This window comes from Streptomyces profundus (assembly GCF_020740535.1).
GTDB lineage: Bacteria > Actinomycetota > Actinomycetes > Streptomycetales > Streptomycetaceae > Streptomyces > Streptomyces profundus.
In genome coordinates, this window is record NZ_CP082362.1 from 4,290,937 (window position 1) to 4,316,296 (window position 25,360).

The window sequence follows — 25,360 nt, forward strand, 5'->3', positions numbered from 1 at the left end:
TCCCGCGCCGTGCGGCGCGGACGCCGTGCGCCCCAACTCTGGCTGAACAGTTGGTCGTCACGACGGCGGCGCCGGGGACCGGACCCGTCGTCACCGCGGGCGGTGCACGGAGAGCCGGAAGGCGGCCGAGACCGTCGCCGGGGCGGCGGGGGCCTTCGTCGCGTGGTGGGCGCTGGGGCCCATCGCCACCAGGGCGGTCGCCTCGTCGGCGGTGAGCGCGAGGGGGAACTCCAGGGCTTCGGTGTGCCGCTGCTCGAAGTGCTCGGCCAGGGTGCGGCGCAGCCGTTCGTCCTTGGCCGGATCGATGGACAACAGACCCCGCGCCTCCCGGAGTTCGGCCAGATGGCCGGGCTCAGGGGTGACCACGAGCAGGGCGCCGCCCGGGGCGAGCACCCGCCGGAACTCCGGGCCGTTGCGGGGCGCGAAGACGTTGAGCAGCAGGTCGACGGCGGCGGTGCGCACGGGCAGCCCGCGCCAGATGTCGCCGGCCGCAGCGCCCATCCTGGGGTGGGCGCGGGCGGCCCGCCGCAGCGCGTGCTTGGAGAGGTCGAGGGTGAGCCCGAAGGCGCGGGGAAGCGCGTCGAGCACCCGGGCGTGATGGTGTCCGGTGCCGCCGCCGACGTCGAGCGAGACGGCGTCGGGCGGCGACAGCTCGCCGGCCAGCCGGGCGAGCGCGGCGGACAGCGGCGCGTAGTGGCCGGCGTCCAGAAAGGCGGCACGGGCGGTGACCATGGCGGCGGTGTCGGCGTTGGCGCCGGGGGCGGCGCCCGTCAGGAGGCTCACATAGCCCTGCCGGGCCACGTCGAAGGCGTGCCCCGACGGGCAGCGCAGCGAGCGCTCGCCCGGCGCCAACACGGCCTCGCACACCGGGCAGCGCAGCACCCCCACCAGCCGCTCCAGCCGGGCGGTGCCGGTCGTCGTGCCGTCCATACGCCCTGACGCTACCCGAGGGGTCCGGCGGTGCCACACACCAGCGTCGGCACGAGGAAGCCGCACGTCGGCTCGTTCCCGCAGCCGGCCGTCCCCGGCCCCGCCGCCGCGAACGTTCACCGGGCCGGTGGCCGATGGTCCGGCGTCCAGGGCGGCGGGCGCGCGCCCGGTCAGCCCACGCAGAGGCAGAACGGGTGCCCCGCCGGGTCGGCGTAGACGCGCCAGTCGCGCTTTCCGTGGTCGCTCTCCAACAGGGTGGCGCCCAGCTCCAGCACCCGTCGCTCGGCCGCGTCCCACTCCGCCCTGGGCACGTGGAGGTCCAGATGGAGCTGCTGGCCGTGCTCGGTGCTCGGCCAACTCGGCGGCTGGTAGCCGGCGGAGCGCTGGAAGGCCAGCACATGGCGGTCTGGCCCGACGAGCTGGACCCAGTCGCCCTTGCCGTCGTCCTCCAGCTCCCCGCCCAGCACCGTGGCGTAGAAGGCGGCCAGCTCCCGGGGCTCGGGACAGTCCAGCACGGTGGTTGTCAACGTGGCGATGGCCATGGGCTCTCTCCTTCGACGGGAACGGTGTCGGTCACCGCACACCGTTACTGCAAGAAGCCGTGATGCGGTAACGCGTGACCTCATGATGGGGGGTTGTCCAGTAACGTCGCAACCATGGCGGACCGACCGATCCCCCAGGGCATCGCGTTGATCATGCGGCTGGTCAACACCAGGGACGTGGACCGGGACCAGGACACGCTGGCCACGGAGGACGGGCTCGCCGCGTTCGACGGCGAGCTGGCGCTGGGGCCCGGCGAACTGCCCGGGCTGCGCCGGCTGCGCGAGGCGCTGCGCGCCGCCGGGCTGGCGCACCATGTCGAATCGGCTCCGCCGCCCGCCGAGTTGACCGAGCTGTTCGCCGCCGCGCCGCTGGTCACCCGCGTCGACGAGGACGGCGCGGCGTCGCTCGAACCCGCGCCCCGGCTCACCGGTCTCGCGGAGTTCACCGCGCGGGTCGCGGCCGTCGTCGCGGTCGCCGAGGCCAGGGGGGAGTGGCGGCGGCTCAAGGTCTGCGAGGCGAGCGACTGCATCTGGGCGTACTACGACCACAGCCCGGCGGGGCGCCGCCGCTGGTGCTCGATGCGTTCCTGCGGCTCACGCGCCAAGATGCGCGCCTACCGCGCCAAACGGCGCGCGGGCGCGTCCGGAGACGCGCCCGCGGCACCCTCGGGGGAGGAGTAGCCCTCACTCCACGCCGACGGTGACCTCCTCGTCGTTGCGCAGCTGCTCCATCAGCAGCTCCGCCTGCTCCGTGTTCCAGAGCACCGCGGAACCCTCCTCCGTGGCGAAGCCGGGGTCGGACACCGGGATGTTCATCCGCTGGGCGCCGCGCATGGCCCAGAACATGGACCGCAGGTCCCACAGGCTCATGTCCTCGTCCACGATCAGCGCGTCGAGGACCGCGCCCATGGTCGGGTAGAGCTTGAAGGGGTTGATCAGGGTGGCGGGCGAGGCCGCCTGGTCGGCGAGGGTGCTGAGGAACTCCTGCTGGTTCTTGGTGCGCCCCAGATCGCCCTCGGCCTCCTGGTAGCGCTGCCGGTTGAAGGCCAGCGACTCGGCGCCGTCCAGCCGGTGGCAGCCCTCCTCGAAGTCGGCGCCGGAGTTCTCGTCCTGGATCGGCTCGTCGAAGCACATCTCGACGCCGCCCATCGCGTCCACCACGTTGGCGAAGCCGCCGAAGCCGATCTCCACGTAGTGGTCGATCCGGATGTCCAGGTTGTGCTCGATGGTGCGGGCCAGCAGCCAGGCGCCCTCGATGGAGAAGGAGGCGTTCAGCTTCCGCTGCTGCTCCGGGATGCGGTTGCCCGACTCGGAGCCGGTGAACTCGGGGATGGTCACCCAGGAGTCCCTTGGCAGGCTGACCATGGTGTTCCCGTTGGACCCCACATGCAGGATCATGATCGTGTCGGCGAGGCTGCTGGAGGAGTTGCCCGTGCTCAGCTCCCGCCGCTGCTCCTCGCTGAGCCCCTCCCTGCTGTCGGAGCCGACGATCAGGTAGTTGGTGCCCTCCCCCTTCTCCGGACGGTCCTCAAGCGCCGCCAGATCCACCTCGCGCTTGAGCTTGCCGTCCGCCCAGAAGTAGGTGGCGGTCGCCACGATCACCAGCACCAGCAGCAGCGACAGCGCGCCGATGCCTATTCGCCTGCCCCAGCGCGGACGCGGTTTGGGCTGGCCCTGGGGGGGCGGGTCCGTGGGGCCCTGGGGCGGGGGCGGGACCTGCCGGCCGGCGCCCCGGTAGACCTGGCCCTCGTTGTAGCCGGAGTCGTAGGACGCCGGAGGCCGCTGCCCCGCGCCGTGGGCGTCGTGCCCCGGCGAGCGCTGCCTGGGCGGTCTCGGTACGTGCGGCATGACCCGGGCGCTCTCCGGGGTCGCGCTCCCGCGCCCCTGGCCGTAACGGCTCCGGTCCTGGTCGTCGTCGGTCCACCCGTCGGGCCAGTCGCTCATAACGAGCCAGTGTGCCGTGGTAGGGCCCCTCGGGGGAAACGAGGGTCACCAACTGTGGCAGAGCTGATGCAGAGACGACCGAAGCACACTGCGGAGACGCCGCTCCGATGAGATGTCTACGCTGGTCTTATGACCGATCTGCCCGCTCCGCCCTCCGCCGAGGGGCTCGTCGAGCCCGTCGAGCCCGCCAAGGGATCCGTTGAGAGCCCCGCCGAGCCCGTCGGCAAGCCGACGGCGGCCTCCCGCACCACGCTCTCCAAGATCATGAGCCAGAACGACGTCAACCTGCTGGGCACCGTGCACGGCGGCGTGATCATGAAGCTGGTGGACGACGCGGCCGGCGCGGTCGCCGGACGCCACTCCGGCGGCCCGGCCGTCACCGCCTCCATGGACGAGATGGTCTTTCTGGAGCCGGTCAAGATCGGCGACCTGGTGCATGTCCACGCCCAGGTCAACTGGACGGGCCGCAGCTCGATGGAGATCGGCGTCAAGGTGCTGGCCGAGCGGTGGAACGAGTCGACGCCGGCGACCCGGGTCGGCACCGCCTATCTGGTCTTCGCCGCCGTCGACGAGAACGGCAAACCCCGCCCGGTGCCCGCCGTGTTGCCGGAGGACGATCTCGACCGGCGCCGCTTCGAGGAGGCCCAGATCCGGCGCACCCACCGGCTGGCCAGGCGCCGCGAGATCATGGAACTGCGCGCCCGGGGCAGCGGCGCCTGAGCCCCGCCGGCGGGCCGGTCACAGATGGGCGATGCGGGCGTGCCGCTGCCGGGGCGCGCGGCGGGCCGGCGCGACCCCGGTGAGCAGCACATAGCGGGCCGCCCGGTACCGCTGACCCGGGTAGTCGGCCAGCAGCTCCAGCATCCGCGCGTCGTCCGCGTCCCGTTCGCCGGCCAGCGCGTGGCCGATGATCCCCGGCAGGTGCAGATCGCCGACGGTGATCGCGTCCGGCGCCCCGTTGCTGCGCTGGAGCGTCTCGGCCGCCGTCCAGGGGCCGACGCCTGGCACCGCCTGGAGGCGGGCCAGCGCCCTGGGCAGCTCCATCCCGGCCGCCTCCTCCATCCGCCGCGCGACCCGCAGCACCCGCATGATCGTCGCCGACCGGGAGCCGTCCACATTGGCCCGGTGCCAGTCCCAGGAAGGGACGCGGGCCAGCGCGCGCGGTTCGGGCAGCACCCACAGGTCCACCTCGGGGCCAGGCCCAGGGGCCGGCTCGCCGAACCAGCGCAGCAGCCGGCGCCAGGAGCGGTAGGCGTCCTCCGTGGTGACCCGCTGCTCCAGGATGGAGGGGATCAACGACTCCAGCACCAGGCCGCTGCGGATCAGTCGGAGCCCGCCGTGGCGCCGTCTGGCCTCGGCGATCAGCCGGTGGCGGGGGGTGAACTCCTCGGGACGGTCATCGGCGCCCAGCAGCGCGGGCAGCCGGTCCAGCAGCCAGTCGGCGCCGGGGCCCCAGGCCCTGGCCGCGATCCGCGCGCCGGGCCGCAGCCGCAGCGTGGCCGGGCCGAGCGGGGTGCGGGTGCCCCGCCAGACGGTGCCGTCCGGCTCCTCGCGGAACGCGGGATCATAGGGACCGCGCCGCAGCACACGGAGGCTGCGGCGCAGGTCGTAGGGCTCGGGCGGGGTCCACTCACGGTCGGGCATGGCCCCGCAAGGCTAACGGCGCCCCCGGCGGGCCCGGCCGGCCGGGGGCGCCGGACGGTCAACGTCCCTGGAGCTTGGTCGCGGTGGAACGGATCGTCCCCAGCGCCTTGTACAGCTCCTCGCCCGGACATTCGGTGGCGAAGCCGTCCCGGTGACCGGAGATGTTGTTCATCCGCACCGTTGTTCCCTTGGCGTACTTGCCGCCGCCCTGCGAGGTGCGGTTCGCCGAGCCGCCGGCGTTGACGTCGAAGAGACCCAGCTTCCAGGCGGTCAGCAGCGACAGCGCGTCGGTGATGTCGCGGTTGGGCTTGGTGCTCGTGTAGGTGCCGATCACCGCCACACCCATGCTGTTGTGGTTGAAGCCCGCGGTGTGCGCGCCCTGCACGGGCTCGATCACCCCGCCGGCCCTGCCCTCGTAGATGGTGCCGCAGCGGTCCACGAAGAAGTTGTAGCCGACGTCCCGCCACCCCTGACTCACCACGTGGTAGCGGTAGATGGCGCGGATCATCGCCGGCGCCTCGGAGCAGCTGTAGTTGTTGGTGTCGGCGGTGTGGTGGACGAACGCCGTCTTCACGGTGTCGGTGTAGACGAAGCCGCTCTCCCGCAGGCTCTCGTCCGCGCCCCAGCCGGAGCGGATGACGATGCCGGGCCTGGGGCCGACATGGTCCCCGGCGGCCGGCACCGCCTGCGGCTGCGGCGCGAGGAGGTCGGCCGCCAGCTCGCCCGGGTTGATCAGCTCCAGGCTGAGCCCGTCGGGCAGGGACTCGGGGGCGGCGTCGGCGGCCGGGGCGACCCGCGCCTCCACCGCGTCGGCGGCGCCGACCCAGCGGGGCGCGGTGCCGCCGCGCAGCTCGCGCCCCTCGGCCTCGACCGACTCGGGGTCAGGGGCGTGTTCGGGGTGCGCGTCCAGTTCGAGCCAGCCGGACCAGTCGCCGGTCCCGCTGTCCCGGACGCGGACCTCGACCTGTCCTTCGACCTGTTCGGTGGGGTCTGCCCAGATGACGCCCAGCAGCGAGAAGGGCTCGGTGTCGGTCGGCGGGATGCCCTGCCCGGCGAGGGAGAGCGTGGGGCCCGACGCGTCGCCTGACCCCTCCTCGTCGCTGCTGCCGGCGAGCGGGGTGAGCGGGCTGAGGGGGAGGGACTGGGTGGCCGCCGCCATCCGCGGCGCGGCACCCCTCGCACTGTCGACCGCCTGCGCCGCGCCGCCCAGGGGCAGGACCAGCGGGACGAGCAGGGCGGCGGTGCACGAACCGATCAGGGGGAGGGAACGGAGGGAGAGAGTTCGGAATGCACGCATGGTTCTGATGTTGGTCATACACCCACAAAGCTGTCCATTCCTGAGTGTTTGTGACCTGACGTTCCGTGAGAACCCGCGGGCTGTCGGGGTCGCGCGGACGGCCCAGCGCCCCGGCGTAACCTGACGACGATGAACACCGCCGACCGCACCCCCGCCGACCTGCTGCGTTCCGCGCTCGCCGGAGACGCCAGCCGTCCGCTGATCACCTATTACGACGACGCCACCGGCGAGCGGGTGGAACTCTCCGCGGCCACCCTCGCCAATTGGGTGGCCAAGACCGCCAACCTGCTCCAGGACGAGTTGGCCACGGCCAGGGGCGAACGCCTCGCCCTGCTGTTGCCGGCCCACTGGCAGACCGCCGTCTGGCTGCTCGCCGCGTCGGCGACCGGGGTGGTCGTGCTGGTGGACGGGGATCCGGCGGACGCCGATCTGGTCGTGACCGGCCCCGACCGGCTGGAGACGGCGCTGGCCTGCTCCGGCGAACGGGTCGCCCTGGCCCTGCGCCCGCTGGGCGGCCGGTTCCCCGCGACGCCGGCGGGGTTCATCGACTACGCGGTGGCGGCGCCGGGGCAGGGCGACGTGTTCGCCGCCCTGGACCCGCCGGGTCCCGACGATCCCGCCCTCGTGGTCGACGGGCGGGAGCTGACCGGCGGCCAACTCCTGGAGCTGGCCCGCGCGGACGCCGTCGAACGCGGCCTGACGCCCGGCTCCCGGCTCATGTCCACGCTGGGGTACGACCATCTGCCGGGCCTGCTGGCCGGCCTCTTCGCGCCGCTGGTCGTCCGCGGCTCCGTGGTGCTGTGCCGCAACGCCGGTCGGCTGGACGAGGCCGCGCGCGCCGCACGCCAGGAGAGTGAGCGCGTCACCCACTTCGCCGACTGACGGTGGCCGGCCCCGGGGGGCCCGCGCAGGATCGGCGGTATGAGGGTGCCGCGACAGCCCGCCTACTACCGGCTCACCGAGCCGGCCGACGAGCCAGAGAACCCGTGGGACCGGCCGAAGGGCCGCAGGGGCTGGCCGCGTTGGGTCGCCCTGCTGGTGGCCGCCGCCGTGTTGGTCACCGCCGCGTTCGGCTGGAGCACGCGCCGGAGCGCCCCGCCCGCGCCGCCGCCCGCCCCCGCCGGCGAGATCGCCGGCGTCGGCGGGGGCGGCGGGGCGGGCGAGGGCGGGGCGCCGGACCGGGGAGCATCCCCGACCGAGGGGCGGCCCTCCGTTCGTCCGCCCGCCGGGTAACGGATCGCGGAACGCAAGACCATGAATGAGTAAAGAGCAACGCGGTAAAAGCGACAAAAGAGGTGTCAACCCGGATAATCCGCCCGTGGCTGGTGGGTGGTATAGGTCACCGACCTCGTCTGTCGCGGAACCCTGGGGCTAGTGTGTGCCGTCTGATCCTCTAGGCAGGCAGACGGAGGGCACACGAACACGTGGACGCGCAGGGACGTGGGGGCGCGGACGGCGTCGATCCCGCTGATCAGTGGGTGTTCAACCCGGACACCGGCAACTACGAACTGCGGCTGACCGGCGGCCAGCGCACCAGAGACGCCGGGCAGCCGGGACGGAGACGGGCCGCATCCGAGGATGGGCCCGCGCCTCGTAACGCTCCGCCACGCCAGCGTAGCGCCCCGTCCACGGAGGGCGAGGACGCCTCCCCGCCCTCCGCCGGCGACCATCCGTTGCCGGGGCAACGCGACCGCCGCGCGCAGCGGGGCAGCCGCCGCAAGGGCAAGGAGCCCAAGGGGCGCGCCAAGAAGAAGCGCGGACGCGGCAAGAAGGTCCTGATGTGGACCGGGGGGTCGCTCGCCTTCCTTCTGGTGGTGGGCGCCGCGGGAGCCTGGTGGGTGATCAACCGGCTCAACAACAACATCACCAAGTACGACGTCGGCATCGAGAACGACTTCCGCTCCGACGAGCCGGTGAACCTGCTCTTCATCGGCACCGACACCAGGACGGGGGCCGGCAACGAGGCCTATGGCGGCGACGCCAGCGAGGGCGCCGACACCACGATCCTCATGCACTTCTCCGAGGACCGCACCCACGCCACCGGGCTCAGCATCCCGCGCGACCTGATCGTCGACATCCCGGAGTGCGAGGTCAGGGGCGAGGACGGCACCACCCAGGTCATCCCGCCGTCCGAGGGCGTCAGGTTCAACACGAGCATGGGCACCGACGGCCGCGACCCCGGCTGCGTCTGGCGCACGGTCGAGGAGCTGACCGGGGTGTCGATCAACCACTTCATGATGGCCGACTTCAACGCGGTCAAGGACCTCTCCGGCGCCGTGGGCGGCGTGCCGATCTGCATCAACGAGCCCATCGACGACCCCAAGTCGGGTCTGCGGCTCGACGCCGGCGAGCACACCCTGGAAGGGGAGGACGCGCTGGCCTTCGTGCGGACCCGCTACTCCGTCGGCACCGGCAGCGACCTCAGCCGGATCGAGTTGCAGCAGCAGTTCGTGGCGTCGATGGCCCGGCAGATCACCGAGGGCGGGATGCTCACCGACCCGGGCAAGCTGTGGGATCTGGCGGACACCGCGACCAGGTCGCTCTCCGTCGACACCGGCATAGGCAGCATCCAGAAGCTCCGCGACCTGGCCTCCACGCTGGGGGGCGTCCCCATGTCGGATCTGAACTTCGTGACCCTGCCCGTGGTGGACAACCCGGACGAGCCGGAGGACGCCAGGGCGACCGTCGTGTTGGACGAGGGCAGGGCCGCGCCGCTGCTGGAGATGATCAGGCAGGACATCTCGCCGCAGGAGCGCGAGGAGGAGGAGGCGGCGGGGGAGGAGTCCGAGACCGTCGAGGCGGCGCCGCCGGGGGAGGTCAGGGTCGACGTCTACAACGGCGGCGGGGTGATCGGGGCGGCTCAGGAGACGCTGGACTGGCTGCAGAACGTGCAGGGCGTGCCGCTCTCGACCAATGTCGGCAACGCCCCGTCGCCGCAGGAGACCACGACCCTGGAGTACGGTCCCGACCAGGCGGGGCAGGCCGCCACGCTGGCCGAGATGATGGGGCTGCCCGGCGACGCGCTCCAGGAGCAGCCGGCCGAGGCGGGGGACCAACCGATGGTGCTGATCCTCGGTGACGACTTCAGGGGCGCGGGGCAGCCCATCGAGATCACGCCGGAGATGCCGGACGACGTCGACAGCATCACGGCGGACGACGAACCGGACTGCGCCGCCTGACGGCTCGGCCGCGCGGCGCGGCGCGGCGAAGCTATGGAAGACACGAGCGGGGGGCCCCGTGCGGAGGACCGGTATACCCGGTGAGGACGACAAGGGTGCGTCCGGCGCCGGTGGCGGCGCGGCGGACCCGGGATGGGACGACTCGCTCCAGGAGGGGCGGGGCACCGTCCCCGGGCCACGGACGGCGCGGGACGCCGCCGAGGCGGGCGGCGGCGACGGGCCGCCGTCCCGGCGCGGGCGGCGGGCCGCGCGCCGCAGGCGCAAGCCGGTGTGGCGGCGGGTCCTGTTCTGGACGTCCGCCTCGCTGGCCGTGGTGGTGGCGGGCGTGGCGGTGGCCGGCTTCCTCTATATCCGGCACCTCAACAACAACATCACCAAGAAGCCGCGCACCCTGGGCAGCGAGGAGCTGGAGAAGCCCCCGCCCAACGCGGCTGGGCAGACCCCGCTGAACATCCTGCTGCTGGGCTCCGACTCCAGGGACGGCGAGGAGAACCAACGCCTGGGCGGCGCCCGCGACCTGGCCGGCGGCCCGGTCCGCGCCGATGTGCAGATGCTGCTGCACGCCTCCGCCGACCGCAGCAACATGACGTTGATCAGCATCCCGCGCGACACCCAGGTCGCCATCCCCGAGTGCACCGACCCGGAGACGGGCGACGTCTACCCGGCCTCGGAGTCGGCGTCCATCAACACCGCGCTCACCAACGGCGGGCCCGGCTGTGTGCTGGCCACCTGGGAGGAGCTGACCGGCCTCTACATCGACCACTTCATGATGGTGGACTTCGCCGGCGTGGTGGACATGGCGGACGCGGTGGGCGGGGTGCCGGTCTGCGTCGAGGACAACGTCGCCGACGACAAGTCCGGGCTGCGGCTGTCGGCGGGGGAGAGCGTGCTGGAGGGCGAGGAGGCGCTCCAGTGGCTGCGCACCCGCAAGGCGTTCGGCGACGGCAGCGACATCGGGCGCACCCGGGCGCAGCAGATGTATCTCTCCAACATGGTGGAGGAGCTCCAGTCCAGCGCCTCGCTGACCAACACGGGCGAGCTGATGGACCTCGCCGAGGCGGCGACCAACGCGCTGACCGTGGACCACGAGTTGGGGTCGGTGCAGGCGCTCTACGAGCTGGGCGACGACCTGCGTCGGGTGCCGAACGACCGCTTCAACATGGTCACCCTGCCCTGGCTCCCCGATCCCGCCGATCCCGATGTGACCATCATCCCGGACCCGGAGCGGGCCGAGGAGCTCTTCGCGATGGTGCGCGGCGACGTCCCGCTCGACGACCAGGACGCGACCCCGGCCGAGCCGTCCCCGGAGGAGACAGACGAGGCCCCGGACGCGGGGACGACCGATCCCGACCCGGTCGAGTCGGTGCGGGTCGCGGTGCGCAACGCGACGGGCTCCGGCATGACGGCGCCGGTGAACGGACGCGCCGGGGTGATCACCGACGAACTGGTCCGCCTCGGCTACTCCCTCGCCGGCACCGACACCGAGATCACCGAACTCGCCGCGAAGAGCGAGGTGCGCTACGCGGAGCCGGCGGACCGGGCCAACGCCGAGGCCCTGGCCGAGGCGCTCGGGATGCCGGCGGACCGGGTGATGGTCTCGCCGAGCGCGACCGATGTCACCCTGGTCATCGGCGAGGACTGGCGGGAGGGCACCACCTTCCCCGAGCCGGTCGAGGAGCCCGAGGAGACCAGGAGCGACGATCCGGCCGTCAGCGAGGACGACATCATCTCCGGCTCGGGCGGCGTGGACTGCATGCCGGTGAACCCCCTCTACACCTGGTAGTCCGGGGGGTCACCGGCGGGCGCGGCGCGGATCAGCCGGAGCGCTCGGCCGTCGACGGGCGGGCCGCGATGACCTTCTTGGCCAGGCTCGGCGGGCTGGTCAGGAAGCCCCATCCCCACGACATGTGCATGGTGGCCAGCGCCAGCGGGATCCTGGCCCGCGCGCCCGGGGACAGGCCCCGGCCGGCCGGCACCGAGCCCACCGCGATGGCGGCCAGATAGCCGCCCGGCACCAGCAGCGCCCACGGCGTGATCGTCGCGCCGGCCAACAGCCCGAGGATGATCGCCACCACGGCGGTCGGCGGCGCCAGATAGCGCGGGTTGATCGAGCCGGCGTGGTAGCGGGCCACCACATGCCGCCAACGCCCGTAGTTGCGGTACTGCTTGGCCAGCGCCCGCACCGACGGCCTGGGCCGGTAGGACACCAGCAGCTCGGGCGAGAACCAGATCAGCCCGCCGTCCTGCCGGATGCGGTAGTTCAACTCCCAGTCCTGGGCCCGGATGAACTCCTCGTTGTAGCCGCCGAGCCGCTCCAGCACCTCGCGGCGGAAGACCCCCAGATAGACCGTCTCCGCCTCGCCCGCCTGGCCGCCGGTGTGGAAGGCGGCGTTGCCCACGCCGATCCGCGCGGTCATGGCGGCGGCGACCGCCCGTTCCCAGTCGTTCTCGCCCTCGGCGTGCATGATGCCGCCCACATTGGCGGCGCCCGTCTCGTCGAGCAGGCGCACGGCGGTGGCGATGTAGTCGGGGGAGAGCATCCCGTGCCCGTCCACCCGCACCACCACGGGGTGCCGGGAGGCGCCGATCGCCGCGTTGAGCCCGGCGGGGGTGCGTCCCGTCGGGTTGGGCACCGTGCGCACCCGGGCGTCCTCGGCCACCAGCTCGGCGGCGATCGCGTCGGTGCGGTCCGTGGAGGGGCCGAGGGCGATCACCACCTCAAGCTGGCCCGGGTAGTCCTGTTCGAGGATATGCCGTACGGAGTTCCGTAGATGCCGCTCCTCGTTGAGCACCGGCATGATCACGGACACGGCTGGGGTCGGCTCGCTGGTCACCGGCTCACGTTACCGCGAACGGGGGACACCGGCGCGCGCCGCCTCAAAGCCCAAGATCGTATCTGCGTACTGTTGCCGGGCCGTCTCCGACAGAGCGGGAGAGCCCAGCCCATGCCAGCCAGACGCCGCCGTTGGGGTATCCGCGTTGCCAGCGCCCTCTCCGCGCTGGTCCTGACCGCGAGCGGCGTCGGCCACTCCGTGGTCGCCTCGGTCACCGACGGGGTGGGCAGGGTAGACGCCTTCGGCGGACTCCGCGACCGGCCGGACGCCGGCTCTGGACTCAACATCCTGCTGATCGGCACCGACAGCAGAGAGGGCCTGAGCGCCGAGGAACGCGCGCGCTACCACGTGGGCGACGCCTCCTGCCACTGCGCCGACGCCATCCTGCTGCTGCACATCTCCCAGGACCGCGAACGGGTCAGCATGGTCAGCCTGCCCCGCGACTCCTTCGCCACCCTGCCCGAACACACCATCCCCGGCACCGGCGAGCGGCACGAGAGCCATGACGACAAACTCAACTCGGCGCTCTCACACGGCGGTCCCCAGCTGATGGTGCGCGCCGTCGAGGACCTCACCTCGGTCCGGATCGACCACTACCTCGAAGTGAGCTTCGTCAGCTTCATGCGGGCCGTCGACGAGGTGGGCGGCGTCGAGGTCTGCACCACCGAGCCGCTGCGGGACGCCTACGCCGGCCTCGACCTCCCCGCCGGCACCAGCACCCTGGACGGCCCGGGGGCGCTGGCCTATGTCCGCGCGCGTCATCTGGACGGCGCCTCCGACTTCGGCCGGATGCAGCGGCAACAGCGCCTCCTCGCCGCCTTCGTGGACCGCGCGGTCAGCGGCGGGGTGCTCCTCAACCCCGGCAAGGTGGCCTCCCTCGCCGACACCCTGCTGGACTCGGTCCGCGCCGACGAGGGCTTCGGCTCCGAACAGATTCTCGAACTGGCCGGCCTCATGCGGTACTTCACCACCTCGTCGGCCGAGTTCGCCTCGGTCCCCGTGGCCGACAGGGAACGCGACGTGCCCGGCCTCGGCTCCACCGTGATCTGGGACGGCGAGGAGGCGGACCGGCTCTTCGCCGCGCTGCGCGAGGACCAGCCGCTGCCGAGCCCTTCCGAGGACCTGGCCGAAGCGCCCCACGCCACCCCGGCGGGCGGCGAGGAACACGGCACCACCACGGCGGACCGGATCATCTGCTAGTGCCGTGTCAGTCGACTTGTCGGATCAGCCCGCGGCGTCAGACGCGGTGCGCCGGCAGGGCGCCGGGGCGCGATCCCACGCCGTGGGCGCCACGGGCGGCACCTTCGGCGGCTGCTGCCCGGCGGCCTCGGCGGCGAGCCGCTCAGCGCACGGTGAGGAACGCCGCCGGATCGCGCTCGGGCCGCGGACGCGGTGGCGCGGCGGCGTGCCCCACGGCGACCGCGCCCATCGGCTCCCACTCCTCCGGCAGCTCCAGCACCGCGCGCACCACATCGCGGCAGAACATGGTGGAGGAGACCCATGCCGAGCCCAACCCCTCGCCGGCCAGCGCCACCAGAAGGTTCTGCACCCCGGCGCCCGTCGCCACCACGAACATCTCGCGCTCGGCGCCCGCCCGGCGCTCGTCCGGATAGGCGTGCGCCCCCTCGGCGACCAGACAGGGCACCACCAGATAGGGCGCCCGACGCAGCACGTCACCCCGGCGCAGCCGCTTGGCCACGCTCTCCTCCGACCTGCCGTCGGCGCGCAGATCGGCCGCCCAGGCGTCGCGCATCGCGTCCAGCAGCGCCGTCCTGGCCTCGGCCGACTCCACCAACACGAACCGCCAGGGCGTGGTGTGGTGCGGGGCGGGCGCCGTCAGCGCGGCGGCCACGGCGCGCCGCACGGACTCCGGATCGACGGGCGCCTCCGTGAACTCGCGCACCGTCCGACGCAGCGTCACGGCCTCCCTGACCGCCTCGGCGGTGCCGAGCCGGAACATGTCCAACGCGGATTCGCGCACCAGCGCCCTGGCCGTCGACGTGCCGCCCGTGCGGTGCGGCAGGCCCCGCAGCACCGCGACCGGCAGCCCGTCCGTCTTGCCCTTCACCAGCTCGCCGGCCGCCGCCAACTCGTCGGCCACGGCGGTGACCGTGACCCCGAGGGGGTTGCCATGGCTGTCGGTGCCGCCGCGCAGATCGTCCAGCACGGTGACGCCGGCGGCGCCGATCGCCACATCCGTCTGGCCCTCGCGCCACGGCCGGCCGAAGGTGTCCGTGATCACCACGCCGACATCGACGCCGAGCAGCTCCCGCAGCCCGCGCCTTATGCCGGCGGCCGAGGCGTCCGGGTCCTCGGGCAGCAACAGCACCGTGCCCGGCGGGGTGTTGGACGCGTCGACCCCCGCCGCGGCCATCACGAAGCCGTGCCGGGACTCCACGATCCTGGCCGGCCCCCTGGTGGCCACCACCCGGACCGTCTCCTCCTCTATGGCGTCCCACCGGTCGTCGGCCTGCCGCATCCGGCCCTCGGCCTTGCTGACGATCTTCGAGGTGACGATGAGGATGTCCCCGTCCACAAGGCCCGGCAGCCCCTCCGCCGCCGCGGCCTCGGCGACCAGCTTGGCGACCTCGTCCCCCGGCCGGACCTCGGGGATGCCGGGCAGGGCCCAGACCTGGTAAGCGGGCGTGGTCATACGGCGGTGACCTCCTCGGCGAGGCTGAGCGCTGCTCTGGCCATCTCGGCGGTGGCATCGGTGTCGGTCATCAGCAACGGCACCGCACGGCAGCGAATTCCCGCCTCCTCGACGGCCGTTACCGTGCCGGCGTCCACCGTGTCGACCAGCCAGGCGTCCAGCAGGCCCGAGCCGTAGTGCCGGGCGACGGCGGCGGCCGTGGCCTCCACCCCGACGGCGGCCAGCACCTTGTCCGCCATGCCGCGCACCGGGGCGTCGCCCACGATCGGGGAGAGCCCGACCACCGGCACCCCGGCCTCGGCGATGCCCTCCCTGATGCCCGGCACCGCGAGGATGCTCCCCACGCTGACCACCGGGTTGGACGGCGGGAAGACGATCACATCGGCCTCGGCGAGCGCCTCCAGCACCCCGGGCGCCGGCTTGGCCTGGTCGGCGCCCACCGGCACCACGGCCCGCGCCGCCACCGACGCGCGCAGCCGGACCCAGTACTCCTGGAAGTGCACGGCCCGGCGCTCGCCGCTCTCCTCGTCGTCGATCAGCACATGCGTCTCGACCCGGTCGTCCGTCATCGGGAGCAGCCGGACCCCCGGCTGCCACCGCCGGCAGAGCGCCTCGGTGACCGCGCTCAACGGATAACCGGCGGCCATCATCTGGGTGCGGACGATATGGGTGGCGAAGTCCCGGTCGCCGAGACCGAACCACTCGGGACCCACCCCGTAGGCCGCCAGCTCCTCCTTGACGGCGAACGTCTCCGCCGCCCGCCCCCAGCCCTGCTCCTCGTGGATGCCACCGCCGAGCGTGTACATCACGGTGTCGAGGTCGGGACAGACCTTGAGACCGAAGAGATGGATGTCGTCACCGGTGTTGCCGATGACCGTGACCTCGGCCTCCGGCGCGGCCCGCAACAGGCCACGCAGGAACCTGGCCCCGCCGATACCGCCGGACAAAACCACGATGCGTCGCATGACGCCCAGTCTGTCAGCAGGCGATGACACCCCGGGGTCTGGGTGCGACGCCGCTGGCCCTGGCGGCCAGGGGCCGCATCGGCATCTCGGTGAGACCTGGGAAGTAGACATGCAGGCTGACGGCCGGCGCCAGCGCGGCGTTGACCACCTCGTGCACATATCCCGGCGCGAAGACCCGCAGCGAACCCGGCGTCAGAACGCGGCTGCCGCGCCCGTCGGCCGCCTCGGTGAGCGCGCCCTCCAGCACGGTGTAGACCCCGCTGGAGGGGCCGTGGTCATGTCGACCGCTGCTCTGCCCCGGCACCCAACTCAACAGCCAGACCTCGTACCCCGGGCCGACCCGCAGCCGGTGGTACCAACGGCTGCCCGCGTCGTACCGCACCAGGGGAGCCCAACACTCCCGATCGCCCGCCAGCGCGAGGGCCAGGCCGGCGAACCCCGCGACGGTGTGCGGGTGCGCGGGCACGGGGGGCAGCAGATGCGGGATCGCCAGCGGGTCGCCGGCGATCGCGTTGTCGTTGTCCATGGAGTGCGGTATGCCTCGAATGGGTTGGGATCGCCCAGTCGAATCCTTCAGCCGAAGGAGTGTCAACTGGACGGGCGGTCACCGGCATTGTTTCACCAGATCCGGGCCTGTGGCGCCGCTGAAAGGTTTATGCGCCTCGATTCACGGACAGGCGCGTCATCATCCACGGGGGCCCCGTGGGCGTTGCGCATCCGTGATCCCGCTGTGATCTGCGTCGCTGCCGTCGGGGGCCTGCAACATTTCCGCGCCCCCGTTCGTCTCTCCAGGAGAGGAACAGGATCGGTCGGGGGTCTGTCGGGGATGTGTCGGGGATCCGCCGGATTGCGTGACGGATGGCCAAGGGAACGAGCAGTGTTTGTACCGATTTGAACACTTTCTGTGCGAGTGTGGTGCCACAGGGTGAATCATCGGGTGAATGGCAGATCGTGGCTTGACTGCCGCCGAGCGCCCCACTTGTAATTTCACTCATGTCGTTCGACCGGTACGGATAACGACGGCATCACGGGGACGCAAAGAAGACGAGGGGCGCGCATATGACCGAGCTGTTCGAACAACTGCTGGTCGAGGAAGCCGACGAAGAGCTTGGCTGGCAGGAGCGCGCGCTCTGCGCGCAGACCGACCCCGAGTCCTTCTTCCCCGAGAAGGGCGGATCCACTCGCGAGGCCAAGAAGGTCTGCCTGGCCTGCGAGGTCAGGTCCGAATGTCTTGAATACGCCCTCGCCAACGACGAACGTTTCGGAATCTGGGGTGGATTGTCCGAACGTGAACGTCGCCGTCTGAAGAAGGCGGCCGTCTGACCCCGGCCCGGCCCCGGGCTGGTCCCCGGTCGCGGTCCTTGTCCTTCTCTCCCTTACTCCCCGGGCGCTCCCGGGTCGATCCCCGGCCCTCTCCCGGCCTCCGTGCGCGGGGTGCTGACAGTCCCAGCCGCTAGTGTGGTGCGCTGTCCGAGACGTACCGCCGCTCCCTCCGGGCAGCGCCGTCCACCACCGTCCAGCGAACCGGGGCCAGCACCTCGATGTCCGTGCACAGCCAGCAGGCCGCGCAGCCGGCCGCCCATCCCGAATTCCCTCGGCACGTGGTCACCGCCGTGCTCGTCTCGCACGACGGCGAACGCTGGCTCCCCGAGGTGCTGAGCGGTCTGCTGGGCCAGGAGCGGCCCGTCCAGGACGTGATCGCCGCCGACACCGGCAGCGCCGACGCGTCGGCCACCCTGATCACCGAAGCCTTCGGCGCCGAGCGGGTGTTGCACCTCGCCCGCCGGACGGGCTTCGGTGCCGCCGTCGCCGAGGCGGTGCGCACGGCCCCCGTGCTGACGCCCGAGGAGCTGCCCTATCTCAAGCGGCCCGCCGCCTGGGATCCGGTCAACCGCACCTGGGACACCAGCACCTACGACCTGCCCGAGCATCCGCACGGCGAACCCGTGCACTGGCTGTGGCTGTTGCACGACGACTCGGCGCCCGAGCCGGATGCGCTCGACAAGCTGCTGCGCCAGGCCGACGCCAGCCCGTCCGCCGCCGTCGTCGGCGCCAAGCTGCGCGGTTGGTACGACCGCAGACAGCTGCTTGAGGTCGGCGTCTCCCTCGCCTACAGCGGCCGTCGTTGGACGGGCCTCGACCGCCGGGAGCAGGACCAGGGCCAGCACGACCGGGTCCGCCCGGTGCTCTCCGTCTCCACGGCCGGCATGCTCATCCGGCGCGATGTCTTCGAACAACTCGGCGGCTTCGACCGCCGGCTGCCGCTGACCCGCGACGACGTCGACCTCTGCTGGCGCGCCCAGCAGGCCGGGCACGGCGTGCTGATCGCCCCCGACGCCGTGCTGCGGCACGCCGAGGCGGCCTCCAGGGAGCGCCGCTCGATCGACTGCGCCGGGCGGCTCGGCGGCAGCCCGCACCGGGTGGACAAGGCGGCAGCCGCCTACACGCTGCTGGCCAACGCCCGCGGCCAGGTGCTGCCCTGGGTGCTGTTCCGGCTGATCCTCGGCACGCTGCTGCGCGTTCTCGCCTATCTGGTCGGCAAACAGCCGGGCCGCGCCCTCGACGAGGCCGCGGGAATGCTCTCCACGCTGCTCCGCCCCGGCCGGCTGATCGCCGCCAGGCGCGCCCGCGCCAAGGCCGCGGCGGCCGGCCACGACCCCAAGGAGCTCAGACCGCTCTTCCCGCCGCCAGGCGCCACCATCCGCACCACCGTCGAACAGGTCGCGAGCAACTTCGGCGGACGCGCCGAGCCCGCCTCCGCCTCCAGCGGTCGCCATGGCGCCGTCGAGTCGGGGCCGGGCGACGACGAGGCGGACTCGTTGCAGGTCGAGCAGTTCTCCCGGGTCAAGCGGCTGGCCAAGCGGCCGGGCCCGATGCTCTTCCTGGTGCTGCTGGTCGTCTCCCTGATGGCCTGCCGCAACCTGATCGGCGGGGGCGCGCTCGCCGGCGGCGCGCTGCTGCCGGCGCCGCCCGACGCCGGCGCCCTGTGGGATCGCTATCTCGCCACCTGGCAACCCGTCGGCACCGGCGGCACCGAGTCCGCGCCGCCCTATCTGGGGCTGCTCGCGCTGCTCTCCAGCGCGCTGCTGGGCAACCCGGGACCGGCCATGACGCTGCTGCTGGTGGCCTCGGTGCCGCTGGCGGGCCTCAGCGCCTACTTCGCCTCCCGCCCCCTGGTGATGTCCCGACTGCTGCGCGCCTGGGGCAGCGTCGCCTACGCCTTCCTCCCCGCCGTCACCGGCGCCCTGGCCGGCGGCCGGATCGGCACCGCCGTGCTGGCCGTGCTGCTGCCGGCCCTGGCCAGGTCGGCCGTCGCCGCCGCCGGCCACACCAGGGACGGCGTCGGGCCCTGGCGCGCCGTCTGGGCCTGCGCCCTGCTGCTCACCGTGGGCGCCGCCTTCACCCCGGTCATCTGGCCGATGGCGGTGGTGCTCGCCTGCTGCGCCCTGCTGCTGCCCTGGCGCACCCCTTCGGCGGTGCGGCGGGCCAAGGCGCTCCGCTTCGCGATCGCCCTGGCGACCCCGCTCCTGGTGCTCGCGCCCTGGTCGCTCTCCACGCTGCTGAGCCCGTCCGCGTTCCTGCGGGAGGCCGGGCTCCCCTACGAGACCGGCTCGACCAGCGCGCTCCAGCTGATGGGGCTCAGCCCCGGCGGCCCGGGCACGCCGAGCGGCTGGCTGCTGGCCGGTGTGCTGCTCGCGGCGCTGGGCGCGCTGCTGCGCTCGGAGCGCGGGCTGGCCATCCACACCGCCTGGGCCGCCGCGCTGACCGGCCTGCTCTTCGCCGTCTGGTCGGATGTGGACGGCTGGGCCGGCCCGGCCACGCTGCTCTACGGCCTGGCGCTGCTCTGTGCCGCCGTGCTCGGCGCCGACGGCGCGCGCTACCGCGTTGCGGCGCGCAGCTTCGGCTGGCGGCAGCCGCTGGCCGTGGCCGTGGCCGGCGCCGCCGCAGCGGGGCCGCTGCTGGTCGCCGCCGGATGGGTGCTGGGCGGCGCCGACGGCCCGTTGAAGCGCACCGGCCCGGTCCAGGTGCCGGCCTTCGTCGCCGCTGAGAGCACCACCAGCGACCAGGCCCGCACCCTGGTGCTGGACGCCAGGGGCGCGGGCGCCGAGGACGGCGAGGCGAGGGAGGTCTCCTACACGCTGGTGCGCGGTTCCGGCGCCCGCCTCGGCGATGCCGACCTGGCCGAACTCCTCGGCGAGGACAGCTCGTTGAGCCAGGCCGTGGGCGATCTGACCGCCGGCACCGGAGCCGACCAGACGCGGGTCCTCGCCGACTACGCGGTCCGCTACGTGCTGGTGCGCGACGGCGGTCCCGAGGCCCTGCACCAGGTGCTGGACACCACCCCGGGGCTTCAGCGGCTCAGCCAGGAGGACGGCAGCGCGCTCTGGCGGGTGAACCGCGACGCGGCCCGCGCCATGGTGCTCCCCGCCGAGGAGGAGGGGCCGGGCGCCGAGCCCGTTCCGCTGCCCGCCGAGTCGGTCGAGATCCACACCGAGCTGCCCGAGGGGCCGGCCGGCCGGGTGCTGCGGCTCGCCGACAGCGCCGACGAGGGCTGGACGGCCACGCTCGACGGCGCCTCGCTCACCCCCGTCACGGTGGGCGGTTGGGCCCAGGGCTTCGAACTGCCCGCCGGCGGCGGCCGGTTGGATGTCGTCTATGAGACGTCGGGCGTCCACACCCTGTGGGTCTGGGCCCAGGGCCTTGGCCTGTTGGTGCTCTGCGTGCTCTCCCTGCCCGATCGGCGCCGCGAGTTGGACGACGACATGCCCGAGCCGGAGGCCGAGGCGGCGCCCGTGGGCCGCCGGGCCCGCCGGATGGCGTCCGTGCCGGCCCAGGGCGGGCCGGCCGCGGCGCCCGAGCCGGCCGCGGCCCAGCAGCCCGAGCCGGAGCGGCCCGAGTGGGCGCCGACGGCCGCGACGCCGGACGCCTACCAGGACGGCTCCGCCTACGACGGCGGCCAGCAGCCCTACCAGGACGGCTCCGGCTATCCCCCCGACCAGTACGGTCAGCAGCCGGGGCCCGGCTATCCGCCGGGCCAGCGGGTGCCAGGGCAGCAGCCCTACGGCGACTGGGAGGGCCAGCCCTATCAGCAGGGCTACGACCAGGGCCAGCAGCAGAGTTACGACCAGAGCTATGTCGCGCCATACGACTACCCGACCGACTATGGCGACGGGAGTGATCACCGGTGAACCGCGCGCCCCTTCCGCTGCTCGGGATCGTCGCGGCGCTGCTCGCCGTGGCCGGCGTCGCGGCGCTGCGCCCCGACGCCCAGGAGACGGTGGAGCTGCCCGAGGCCACCCGACTCCCCGTCGAGCGCACCGCGCTCACCTGCCCGCGCCCGTCCGGAGCCGAGTCCGCCACCACCTGGTACAGCGCCTTCACCCCGCCGACCGAGAGCGCGCGGGGCGCACAGGACGAGGAAGGCGCCGCCTACCTGCTTCCCGCGCCGGAGCACACGCCCAACCCGGACGCCGGTGAGACGACCGACCCCGAGGAGGGCGACGAGAGCGAGAGCGGCGAGGAGTCCGAGGACACGGACGAGACCGAAGAGGCCGACGAGGCGGAGGACGGCGCGGCCGAGGAGCCCGAGGTCGAGCCGGTGATCGAGCTGGCCGAGCCGGGTCTCCCCGTCACCACCCGGGTAGACGAGACGGGCGCGCCGGCCCTCGCCGGCATCGCCGAGCAGTGGCTCGCGCCCGGCTGGACGGTCCAGCAGACCACCGTCGTCAGCTCAGGTGAGGGCACCGGCACCCTCGGCACCGCCTGTCAGACCCCGGACACCGAGTTCTGGTTCGCCGGCGCGAGCGCCGAGGAGGACCGGCACGACTATGTGCATGTCACCAACCCGGACGAGGCCGCGACCGTCGTGGACATCGAGATCTACGGCGCCGAGGGCAGGGTCGAGGCCGAGCACGGCCAGGCCATCACGGTGCCCGGGCAGTCGAGCGTCGCCATCAGGCTCTCCACGCTGCTGAGCGAGCCGGAGCCCGGGCTCGCCGTGCATGTCGCGGCCCGCAGCGGCCGGGTCGGCGCGCAGGTCGAGGTGGTGGACGCGCGGCTCGGCACGGACTGGCTGCCCCCCGTCACCGCGCCGGTCGCCGACTCCGTGGTGCTGCCCGGCATCCCCGCGGGGGTGAACGCCTCCCGGCTCACCGTCTTCGCCCCCGGCGAGGAGGACATCGCGCTCGACATCGGCCTCGCCGGCCCCTCCGGCACCATCACGCCGGCCGGCCACGAGTCCGTCTCCGCCCACGCCGGCACCGTCACCACCGTCGACCTCGGCGACATCACCCAGGGCGAGGCGTCCTCGCTGGTCCTCACCAGAACGTCCGGCTCCGGCGGCGGCCCGGTGATCGCCAGCCTGCACGTGGTCGCGGGCGAGGACGACGAGCGCGAGTCCGCGTTCATCCCGGCCGCAGCGCCGGTGGGGGAGCGGGCCACCGCCGCCGGGAACACCGGCTCGGGCACCAGGCTCTCGCTCTTCGCGCTGGACGAGACGGTCGAGGTCGAGGTCACCTACTCCGCCGGCGCCGACGGCGGCGAGCCGGTCGAGGAGACGTACACGGTCGACCCCGGCACCACCATGACCATCACCCCCGAACTCGACGACACCGAGGGCAACTTCGCGCTCACGCTGACCCCGTCGAGCCGGGGCGGATCGCTCTGGGCCGCGCGCACCCTCATCGTGGACGACGACGGCACGACCACGTTCACCACCCAGACCCTGCCCGACGACCACTCCCGGGTCTCCGTCCCCGAGAGCAGCCAGGACCTGTCGATGCTGGTCGAGTGAACGGCCGAGTCACGGCCGGGCGCTCAGTCCTGCCCGTACTGCGGGTCGACCGTCTCGGGCGCCAGCCCCAGCAGCTCGGCCGCCTGCTCCACGACCACCTCGTGCACCAGCTGGGCGCACTCCTCGCGGCTGCGGCTGCGCAGCTCCACCGGGCGGCGGTACACCACGATGCGGTCCCGCCGCCCGCGCTGGGCGCGCAGCACCCCGCCCAGCGGCACCACGCCGTCCAGCGGATCGGCGCCGCCGACGCTCTCCGCGCGCAGCACCGGCACCTCCTGCACTCCGAAATCCACCCCGTCGAGCTGCGGCAGCCGGCGCCGCAGCCGCTCGGCCGAGTCGTGGACGAGCGAGTCGAACGTGTCCGCCCTGCTCAGCGCGAGGGGCACCTGCGGCGGAGCCACGGGGCCGCGCATGCCGCGGCCATGCCGGTCGCGGCGCCGATGGCGCTCGGGCGGACCGGACGCGGGTGGGGGGACTCCGCTGGACTTGTCCATCGCCTCGACGATAGATCAGATACGGCCCCGAGGTCAGAGCGCCTTCGCCCGTCCCGCCCCCACAGCCACCCGCCGGAACCACCGGACCCACCCGGGCGCGGCCACCCGTGGGAGGGACAACACCGAGTCCCCGGGGGCGAATCCGTACACTGCGGGCCGGACCGGGACGACACGGCAGGGTGACGCCGCCCCGAGTCGTCGCGGCCCGCTCAGGAGTGCGGTACGGTCCAACATCGTGAGCCCCGTACGTCGCTGTTCGCGCACCGCCTGCGGCCGTCCCGCCGTCGCGACGCTGACGTATGTCTACGCGGACTCCACGGCCGTCCTCGGCCCGCTCGCCACCTACGCCGAACCGCACTGCTACGACCTGTGCGCCGAGCACTCCGAGCGGCTGACCGCGCCACGCGGCTGGGAGGTCGTCCGGCTCGCCATGGATCCGAGCACCACCCGCCCCAGCGGCGACGACCTCGAAGCCCTCGCCGACGCCGTCCGCGAGGCCGCCCGCACCCCGGTCCGCCCCGAGCCGAGGCCGGGCGCGCCGCTGCCCCGCCGAGGCGCCGCCGACCCGGTCGAGGTCGCCCGTCGGGGGCATCTTCGAATCCTGCGGTCCCCTGAGCCCTAACCGCTGCCCGTAACGTCTGGCCGGTACATTGAAGGGCGTTTTGATCACAGCACCGCCCAATCACCAGCCTCAAGACAAGGGGTCAGCTGTGCCGGACCTGTCACAGATCGTGAAGGCGTATGACATTCGGGGTGAGGTCCCCGCCCAGTGGGACGAGTCCCTGGCGGAGCTGTTCGGCGCCGCCTTCGTGGACGTCGTCGACGCACCCGCCGTGGTCATCGGACACGACATGCGGCCGTCCTCCCCCGGTCTCGCCCGCGCCTTCGCCAGGGGCGCCGCCGGGCGCGGCGCCGACGTCACCGAGATCGGCCTCTGTTCGACCGATCAGCTGTACTACGCGAGCGGCGCGCTCGACCTGCCGGGCGCCATGTTCACCGCCAGTCACAACCCGGCCCAGTACAACGGCATCAAGATGTGCCGCGCGGGCGCCGCACCCGTCGGTCAGGACACCGGTCTCGCCGACATCAGGGCCCTCGTGGAGCGCTGGGCCGACGCCGGCGCCCCCGCGCCCGTCGACCGCCCTGGCACCATCGACCAGCGCGACCTGCTCCGCGACTACGCCGCCCACCTGCGGTCCCTCGTCGACCTGACCAGCATCCGGCCGCTGTCCGTCGTGGTGGACGCCGGCAACGGCATGGGCGGGCACACCGTGCCGACCGTCTTCGACGGGCTGCCGCTGCGCCTCGACGCCCTCTACTTCGAACTCGACGGCACCTTCCCCAACCACGAGGCCAACCCGCTGGACCCGGCCAACATCGTCGACCTCCAGGCCAGGGTCAGGGAGACCGGCGCCGATCTGGGGCTCGCCTTCGACGGCGACGCCGACCGCTGCTTCGTCGTCGACGAACGCGGCGAGCCCGTACCACCGTCCGCGATCACCGCGCTGGTCGCCGCCCGCGAACTCGCCAAGGACCCGGGCGCCACCGTGATCCACAACCTGATCACCTCCTGGACCGTCCCCGAGGTGGTCAGGGAGAACGGCGGCGAGCCCGTGCGGACCCGCGTCGGCCACTCGTTCATCAAGGCCGAGATGGCCCGCACCGGCGCCATCTTCGGCGGCGAGCACTCCGCGCACTACTACTTCAGGGACTTCTGGAACGCGGACACCGGGATGCTCGCCGCGCTCCATGTGCTGGCCGCCCTCGGCCACCAGGACCGCCCGCTCTCCGCGCTGGTCGCCGAGTACGACCGGTACGCGTCCTCCGGCGAGATCAACAGCCGGGTCGCCGACCAGGCCGGCCGCGCCGCCGCCGTCCGCGCCGCCTACGCCGACAGGTCGGGTGTCACCCTCGACGAACTCGACGGGCTCACCGTGACCAGCGAGGACTGGTGGTTCAACCTCCGCGCCTCCAACACCGAGCCGCTGCTGCGCCTCAACATCGAGGCCAGGGACAGCGCCACCGTCGACAAGGTCCGCGACGAGGTGCTCGCCATCGTCCGCGCCTGAACGTCCGAGCCGCCCG

The 25,360-nt window shown here is 73.2% G+C and carries 22 protein-coding genes; 12 read left to right on the plus strand and 10 right to left on the minus strand.

Annotated elements, in window-relative coordinates; translation table 11 throughout:
- Positions 1-90: 90 nt before the first annotated feature.
- Positions 91-930, minus strand: a complete 840-nt coding sequence (locus K4G22_RS19025; protein ID WP_228081488.1) for a putative RNA methyltransferase — start codon at positions 928-930, stop codon at positions 91-93.
- A 170-nt stretch (positions 931-1,100) separates the two neighbouring features.
- Positions 1,101-1,472 carry a VOC family protein gene (locus tag K4G22_RS19030; protein WP_228081489.1) on the minus strand — a complete coding sequence of 124 codons (372 nt, stop codon included), beginning with the start codon at positions 1,470-1,472 and terminating at the stop codon, positions 1,101-1,103.
- Positions 1,473-1,586: 114 nt separating this feature from the next.
- Between K4G22_RS19030 and K4G22_RS19035 the strand changes: the two genes are divergently transcribed.
- Positions 1,587-2,153, plus strand: coding sequence for a CGNR zinc finger domain-containing protein (locus K4G22_RS19035; protein WP_228081490.1), 567 nt, complete (start codon positions 1,587-1,589; stop codon positions 2,151-2,153).
- A 3-nt stretch (positions 2,154-2,156) separates the two neighbouring features.
- Here the strand turns inward: K4G22_RS19035 and K4G22_RS19040 are convergent, their stop codons facing one another.
- The gene (locus tag K4G22_RS19040; RefSeq protein WP_228081491.1) at positions 2,157-3,416 is read right to left on the minus strand and encodes an LCP family protein; all 1,260 of its coding nucleotides are present in this window, start codon (positions 3,414-3,416) and stop codon (positions 2,157-2,159) included.
- A gap of 129 nt (positions 3,417-3,545) precedes the next feature.
- On the opposite strand from K4G22_RS19040, the gene K4G22_RS19045 reads away from it, so the two are divergent.
- The gene (locus K4G22_RS19045; protein ID WP_228081492.1) at positions 3,546-4,136 is read left to right on the plus strand and encodes an acyl-CoA thioesterase; all 591 of its coding nucleotides are present in this window, start codon (positions 3,546-3,548) and stop codon (positions 4,134-4,136) included.
- Between the two features lie 18 nt (positions 4,137-4,154).
- Here K4G22_RS19045 and K4G22_RS19050 read toward each other — a convergent pair whose 3' ends face one another.
- Both K4G22_RS19050 and K4G22_RS19055 read right to left on the minus strand, forming a co-directional pair.
- On the minus strand, positions 4,155-5,060 hold the full coding sequence (locus tag K4G22_RS19050; RefSeq protein ID WP_228081493.1) for a DNA-3-methyladenine glycosylase family protein: 906 nt from the start codon (positions 5,058-5,060) through the stop codon (positions 4,155-4,157).
- Positions 5,061-5,118: 58 nt separating this feature from the next.
- Positions 5,119-6,357, minus strand: coding sequence for a peptidoglycan recognition protein family protein (locus tag K4G22_RS19055; RefSeq protein ID WP_228081494.1), 1,239 nt, complete (start codon positions 6,355-6,357; stop codon positions 5,119-5,121).
- A gap of 129 nt (positions 6,358-6,486) precedes the next feature.
- On the opposite strand from K4G22_RS19055, the gene K4G22_RS19060 reads away from it, so the two are divergent.
- The 4 genes from K4G22_RS19060 (at position 6,487) to K4G22_RS19075 (ending at position 11,319) form a co-directional block, all read left to right on the plus strand.
- Entirely contained in the window at positions 6,487-7,239 is a 753-nt protein-coding gene (locus K4G22_RS19060) for a TIGR03089 family protein (protein WP_228081495.1), read from the plus strand.
- 39 nt (positions 7,240-7,278) lie between these two features.
- Entirely contained in the window at positions 7,279-7,590 is a 312-nt protein-coding gene (locus tag K4G22_RS19065) for a hypothetical protein (protein ID WP_228081496.1), read from the plus strand.
- Positions 7,591-7,781: 191 nt separating this feature from the next.
- Positions 7,782-9,536: an LCP family protein gene (locus K4G22_RS19070; RefSeq protein WP_228081497.1), complete on the plus strand. Its 1,755-nt coding sequence runs from the start codon at positions 7,782-7,784 to the stop codon at positions 9,534-9,536.
- Between the two features lie 58 nt (positions 9,537-9,594).
- Positions 9,595-11,319, plus strand: coding sequence for an LCP family protein (locus K4G22_RS19075; RefSeq protein WP_228081498.1), 1,725 nt, complete (start codon positions 9,595-9,597; stop codon positions 11,317-11,319).
- Positions 11,320-11,350: 31 nt separating this feature from the next.
- Here K4G22_RS19075 and K4G22_RS19080 read toward each other — a convergent pair whose 3' ends face one another.
- Positions 11,351-12,370, minus strand: a complete 1,020-nt coding sequence (locus tag K4G22_RS19080; protein ID WP_228081499.1) for a glycosyltransferase family 2 protein — start codon at positions 12,368-12,370, stop codon at positions 11,351-11,353.
- A 111-nt stretch (positions 12,371-12,481) separates the two neighbouring features.
- Here K4G22_RS19080 and K4G22_RS19085 point away from each other — a divergent pair, with 111 nt between their 5' ends.
- Positions 12,482-13,570, plus strand: a complete 1,089-nt coding sequence (locus K4G22_RS19085) for an LCP family protein (RefSeq protein WP_228081500.1) — start codon at positions 12,482-12,484, stop codon at positions 13,568-13,570.
- A 142-nt stretch (positions 13,571-13,712) separates the two neighbouring features.
- Here the strand turns inward: K4G22_RS19085 and K4G22_RS19090 are convergent, their stop codons facing one another.
- The 3 genes from K4G22_RS19090 to K4G22_RS19100 are packed head-to-tail and all read right to left on the minus strand — an operon-like array spanning position 13,713 to position 16,514.
- Positions 13,713-15,023 (minus strand): coenzyme F420-0:L-glutamate ligase, encoded by a 1,311-nt coding sequence (locus K4G22_RS19090; RefSeq protein ID WP_228081501.1) that lies wholly within the window; start codon positions 15,021-15,023, stop codon positions 13,713-13,715.
- The gene (gene cofD / locus K4G22_RS19095; RefSeq protein ID WP_228081502.1) at positions 15,020-15,988 is read right to left on the minus strand and encodes a 2-phospho-L-lactate transferase; all 969 of its coding nucleotides are present in this window, start codon (positions 15,986-15,988) and stop codon (positions 15,020-15,022) included. Before cofD ends, K4G22_RS19090 begins: the two co-directional genes overlap by 4 nt.
- 13 nt (positions 15,989-16,001) lie before the next feature.
- Positions 16,002-16,514 carry a cysteine dioxygenase gene (locus K4G22_RS19100; RefSeq protein ID WP_228081503.1) on the minus strand — a complete coding sequence of 171 codons (513 nt, stop codon included), beginning with the start codon at positions 16,512-16,514 and terminating at the stop codon, positions 16,002-16,004.
- A gap of 533 nt (positions 16,515-17,047) precedes the next feature.
- On the opposite strand from K4G22_RS19100, the gene K4G22_RS19105 reads away from it, so the two are divergent.
- The 3 genes from K4G22_RS19105 to K4G22_RS19115 all read left to right on the plus strand — a co-directional run bounded on the left by K4G22_RS19105 (position 17,048) and on the right by K4G22_RS19115 (position 22,781).
- Positions 17,048-17,311, plus strand: a complete 264-nt coding sequence (locus tag K4G22_RS19105) for a WhiB family transcriptional regulator (RefSeq protein WP_003950432.1) — start codon at positions 17,048-17,050, stop codon at positions 17,309-17,311.
- A 218-nt stretch (positions 17,312-17,529) separates the two neighbouring features.
- Complete coding sequence (locus K4G22_RS19110; protein ID WP_228081504.1) at positions 17,530-21,177, plus strand: glycosyltransferase family 2 protein; 3,648 nt, start codon at positions 17,530-17,532, stop codon at positions 21,175-21,177.
- Complete coding sequence (locus tag K4G22_RS19115) at positions 21,174-22,781, plus strand: DUF5719 family protein (protein WP_228081505.1); 1,608 nt, start codon at positions 21,174-21,176, stop codon at positions 22,779-22,781. The genes K4G22_RS19110 and K4G22_RS19115 overlap by 4 nt, the downstream gene beginning before the upstream one ends.
- 23 nt (positions 22,782-22,804) lie before the next feature.
- On the opposite strand, the gene K4G22_RS19120 is transcribed toward K4G22_RS19115, so the two are convergent.
- On the minus strand, positions 22,805-23,275 hold the full coding sequence (locus tag K4G22_RS19120) for a metallopeptidase family protein (protein WP_228081506.1): 471 nt from the start codon (positions 23,273-23,275) through the stop codon (positions 22,805-22,807).
- Positions 23,276-23,510: 235 nt separating this feature from the next.
- On the opposite strand from K4G22_RS19120, the gene K4G22_RS19125 reads away from it, so the two are divergent.
- Together K4G22_RS19125 and K4G22_RS19130 are read left to right on the plus strand one after the other, a co-directional pair.
- On the plus strand, positions 23,511-23,897 hold the full coding sequence (locus K4G22_RS19125) for a DUF3499 domain-containing protein (RefSeq protein WP_228081507.1): 387 nt from the start codon (positions 23,511-23,513) through the stop codon (positions 23,895-23,897).
- Positions 23,898-23,985: 88 nt separating this feature from the next.
- On the plus strand, positions 23,986-25,344 hold the full coding sequence (locus K4G22_RS19130) for a phosphomannomutase/phosphoglucomutase (RefSeq protein ID WP_228081508.1): 1,359 nt from the start codon (positions 23,986-23,988) through the stop codon (positions 25,342-25,344).
- Positions 25,345-25,360: the final 16 nt, after the last annotated feature.